General features: G+C 33.4%; 4 protein-coding genes. All 4 read left to right on the plus strand.

Annotation, left to right across the window (positions count from 1 at the left end):
- Window positions 1–116: 116 nt before the first annotated feature.
- The 4 genes from thrS to queF all read left to right on the plus strand — a co-directional run bounded on the left by thrS (window position 117) and on the right by queF (window position 3,823).
- Entirely contained in the window at window positions 117–2,033 is a 1,917-nt protein-coding gene (thrS, locus tag U9P79_00825) for a threonine--tRNA ligase (protein MEA2103174.1), read from the plus strand.
- A gap of 118 nt (window positions 2,034–2,151) precedes the next feature.
- Window positions 2,152–2,355 (plus strand): hypothetical protein, encoded by a 204-nt coding sequence (locus tag U9P79_00830; protein ID MEA2103175.1) that lies wholly within the window; start codon window positions 2,152–2,154, stop codon window positions 2,353–2,355.
- The gene (locus U9P79_00835; GenBank protein MEA2103176.1) at window positions 2,355–2,732 is read left to right on the plus strand and encodes a PIN domain-containing protein; all 378 of its coding nucleotides are present in this window, start codon (window positions 2,355–2,357) and stop codon (window positions 2,730–2,732) included. The genes U9P79_00830 and U9P79_00835 overlap by 1 nt, the downstream gene beginning before the upstream one ends.
- A 248-nt stretch (window positions 2,733–2,980) precedes the next feature.
- Window positions 2,981–3,823: an NADPH-dependent 7-cyano-7-deazaguanine reductase QueF gene (gene queF / locus U9P79_00840; GenBank protein ID MEA2103177.1), complete on the plus strand. Its 843-nt coding sequence runs from the start codon at window positions 2,981–2,983 to the stop codon at window positions 3,821–3,823.
- The last annotated feature ends 3 nt before the right edge of the window (window positions 3,824–3,826 follow it).

Raw genomic sequence — 3,826 nt, forward strand, 5'->3', positions numbered from 1 at the left:
TCATTTTTCCCTTTTTACTTTTTTCTTTATGCTCTTTGTTTTTCTATTACTTGACACAATAAACACCGCTCAATAAACAAATTGCCATAAAATATTTAGAATATTAAGGATAAACTATGGAAATAAAAATTAAATTCCCGGACGATTCGGTAAAAAAATATGAAAAAGGCATAAGCCCATTACAGATCGCAGAAAAAATAAGCAAAGGTTTTGCAAAAGAAATTATCACCGCAAAATTTAATAATAAATTTATAGATTTGAATAATGAAATTCAAGAAGACGGAGAGGTTTATTTTTATAAATTTAACGACGATGAAGGCAAGCAGGTCTATTGGCACAGCACTGCCCACATTATGGCACAGGCTGTAAAAAGGTTGTTTCCCAATGCAAAGATTACCATTGGTCCTGCCATCGAAAATGGATTTTATTATGATTTTGATGTGGAAACTCCTTTCAGAGACGCTGATTTGGAAAAAATTGAAGCAGAAATGCAAAAAATAATTGATGAAAATTTCTTCTTTCAACGTCGGGAACTCTCTCGCAAAGAGGCAATAGAACTTTTCAACACTAAAAATGAACTGTATAAAATCGAACTAATAAAAGATCTTCCTGAAGAGGAGATTCTATCTATCTACGTGGATGGTGATTTTGTGGACTTATGTCGTGGTCCGCATATTCAATCAACCAATCAGATTAAATCCTTCAAACTGCTAAAATTTTCTGGTGCTTACTGGCGTGGAGATGAAAAAAATAAAATGCTTCAACGAATTTATGGCATTTCGTTCCCAAAAAAGAAAATGTTAAATCAGTATATTGAAAAATTAAAATCCGCAGAAAGACGCGACCATCGTAAACTTGGCAAAGAACTCGACCTTTTCGGATTCTATCCCGAAGTCGGTCCGGGACTTGTGCACTGGCATCCAAAAGGTGGAATTATACGAAACGTTATCGAAGATTTCTGGAAGAAAGAACATTATAAAGCCGGATATGACATAGTTTATACTCCCCATATCGGCAAAGCAAATCTCTGGGAAACTAGCGGGCACCTCGGATTTTACTCCGAAAGTATGTATGCTCCCATGGAAATTGATAAGGCCGATTATTACATCAAACCGATGAATTGCCCCTTCCATATAATGATCTACAATTCAAAATTACACAGCTATCGTGAATTGCCTATCAAATATTCGGAACTCGGAACTGTTTATCGCTATGAACTTTCCGGTGCTTTGCACGGTCTAATGCGAGTGCGCGGATTTACTCAGGACGATGCTCACATAATTTGTACTCCTAAGCAGCTCGAAAAAGAAGTGCTTAAATTACTCGATTTTTCACTATTCTTCCTTCGCTCTTTTGGATTTGATAAATACGAGATTTTTCTTTCAACCAAACCCGACAAACACGTTGGCGATGATGCTGATTGGGAAATGGCAACCGCTTCTCTGAAAAAAGCTCTCGATAAATCTGAACTTCCCTACAAAGTTGATTCTGGCGAAGGTGTTTTCTACGGACCAAAAATTGATATAAAAATAAAAGATGCTATTGACCGTTCTTGGCAATGCACCACCATCCAATTTGATTTCAATCTTCCTGACAGATTTGATATGAAATATATTGGTGAAGACAATTCCGAACATCGTCCTTTTATGATCCACAGAGCGCTGCTTGGTTCTCTCGAAAGATTTTTTGGCATTCTTATTGAGCATTACGAGGGAAATTTCCCGGTGTGGCTCGCACCTGTTCAGGTAGAGATTATCCCGATCGGTGAACATCATTTTGAATATGCAAATAAAATTCTTGCCCAATTACGTGAAGCAGAAATTCGCGCTGAAGTAGATTTCCAGAATGAAAAAATCGGCTACAAAATCCGGACTGCAGAAAAAGGAAAAATTCCATATATGCTCATCATCGGTGATAAAGAGATTGAAAATGAAAATGTTTCAATCCGAAAACACAAAAAGGGAGACCAAGGCTCAACTTCCTTAAGTGAGTTTGTAGAAAGATTGAAGCAAGAGATTTTAGGAAAAAAATAATAACTCAATTAATAAGATAAAAATCTTTGCGAAAGGTATCTCCAAAAGCAATGTGAAAAAATAGTCGAAGAAGAAAATAATCAAAATTCAAATTTAAATTTAAATAGTAGGAGAATTTATGGAAGCGATACGAATTATTAAAAAAATCAATTCTGAAACAATTACTGAATTGAAAAAATTTATGGGAAAAAATGTTGAAATTATCATTTTCCCTTTAGCTGAAAAACGTAAAAAGAAAGGTAAAAGAGTTTTTAAGAAAATTGAAGGGCTTCCCGATGGGTTGGAGTTTCAGCATAAATTACGCAATGAGTGGAACTCATAATGAAATATCTTTTAGATACAAATGGGCTGATTTATTTACTATCAGGGAAAGGGAAATTTCCTGATTTTATGCTAGAAGATGAAATGTTTATTTCTTTTATTTCTTATATTGAATTACTTGCCGGAATTAAAAAAGAAGAAATTAAAGTTGAAGTACAAGTTTTTTTACAGGATTTTAAAATAATTTATTCTGATAAAGAAATAACTGAGATTACTTTGAAATTTCGTGAAAAGTTAGGTTTAAAAATACCTGATGCAATAATTGGAGCAGCAGCTTTACAGCAAAAATCAATTCTGATAACATCAGATAAAAAAATGATCAGCAAGCTTTCTTCAGAAATGAAAATTATTGATCCATTTAGTAAAACAAATAATTAGTTTAATCATTATTAAATTATCGGATTTTTTAGGCAAAACAGCTATGGAATTAGCACAAAAATTATATATCTTTAAGTCAGTTTATTTCCGCAGTTCTCTTGGGAAAATATCTGCACTAATGACATAAATTAATTTGTTAAAAATAGTAAAAAAATGTACCTAATCGGAAAGGATTTGAAAATTTGTTATACAGGATGATGATAAACACACCAAAAAGTCTATACTGATTAGGGGATTTTTTATCAATTATGACAATCTACCCAAATAAATATAATCCGAAACTGCTGGAAACCGTTCCCCGAAAAACCGCACGAGAACGAATCGGCTGGAATTCCTCGCAAATTCCATTTGCCGGTTTCGATCTCTGGAATTGCTATGAGTTATCCTTTTTGCATGAAAGCGGATTACCATTTGTGGGAATTTTACAACTAAAATATACCGTTGATTCGGAATTTATTGTTGAAAGCAAATCGCTTAAACTTTACTTTAATTCTTTCAATATGACGAAATTTCAAAGCCGAAAAGAAGTGGGAAAAATTATTGAAAGAGATTTGCAAGCAATTCTCAATACGCCTTTTATCAATATTCAAATTAATCCTTTAAAATCATTTTCACAACCATTTACTCAACAAAACAGTTTTAATTTAATTGATAATAGAGAATCTGCAAATAATTTTACCTACACTAAAGACTCAACCTTGCTGGAAACCATAGAATCAAAATCCCAAAAGTTATTTTACCTATATTCAAATTTATTGAAATCAAACTGCCCCATAACTAATCAGCCGGATTGGGGAACGATTTATATTTTTTACAAAACGGATGAAAAGGAAATCATTCCGGAATCTCTGCTAAAATATATAGTTTCATTCCGAAACCATAATGAATTTCATGAGGAATGTTGTGAAAGAATTCTTTTCGATCTCAAAAATGCCCTCGACCCTAAAGAATTAATCGTTCTCTGCAAATACACTCGCCGCGGTGGGATTGATATAAATCCCATTAGGATGTACTCTAAGGATGTAAATGCTGAAAAAAGAATTCCAAAAATCTTTGAAGATATTTTATATTCAAGAGATTTTCGGCAATAGAAT

Source organism: Candidatus Cloacimonadota bacterium (assembly GCA_034661015.1).
GTDB lineage: Bacteria > Cloacimonadota > Cloacimonadia > JGIOTU-2 > JGIOTU-2 > JAYEKN01.

What these genes read in the sequence shown, in the direction of transcription:
- thrS (MEA2103174.1), top strand. Translation starts at nt 117, where the DNA reads ATGGAAATAAAAATTAAATTCCCGGACGATTCGGTAAAAAAATATGAA.
- queF (MEA2103177.1), top strand. Translation starts at nt 2,981, where the DNA reads ATGACAATCTACCCAAATAAATATAATCCGAAACTGCTGGAAACCGTT.
- U9P79_00830 (MEA2103175.1), top strand. Translation starts at nt 2,152, where the DNA reads ATGGAAGCGATACGAATTATTAAAAAAATCAATTCTGAAACAATTACT.
- U9P79_00835 (MEA2103176.1), top strand. Translation starts at nt 2,355, where the DNA reads ATGAAATATCTTTTAGATACAAATGGGCTGATTTATTTACTATCAGGG.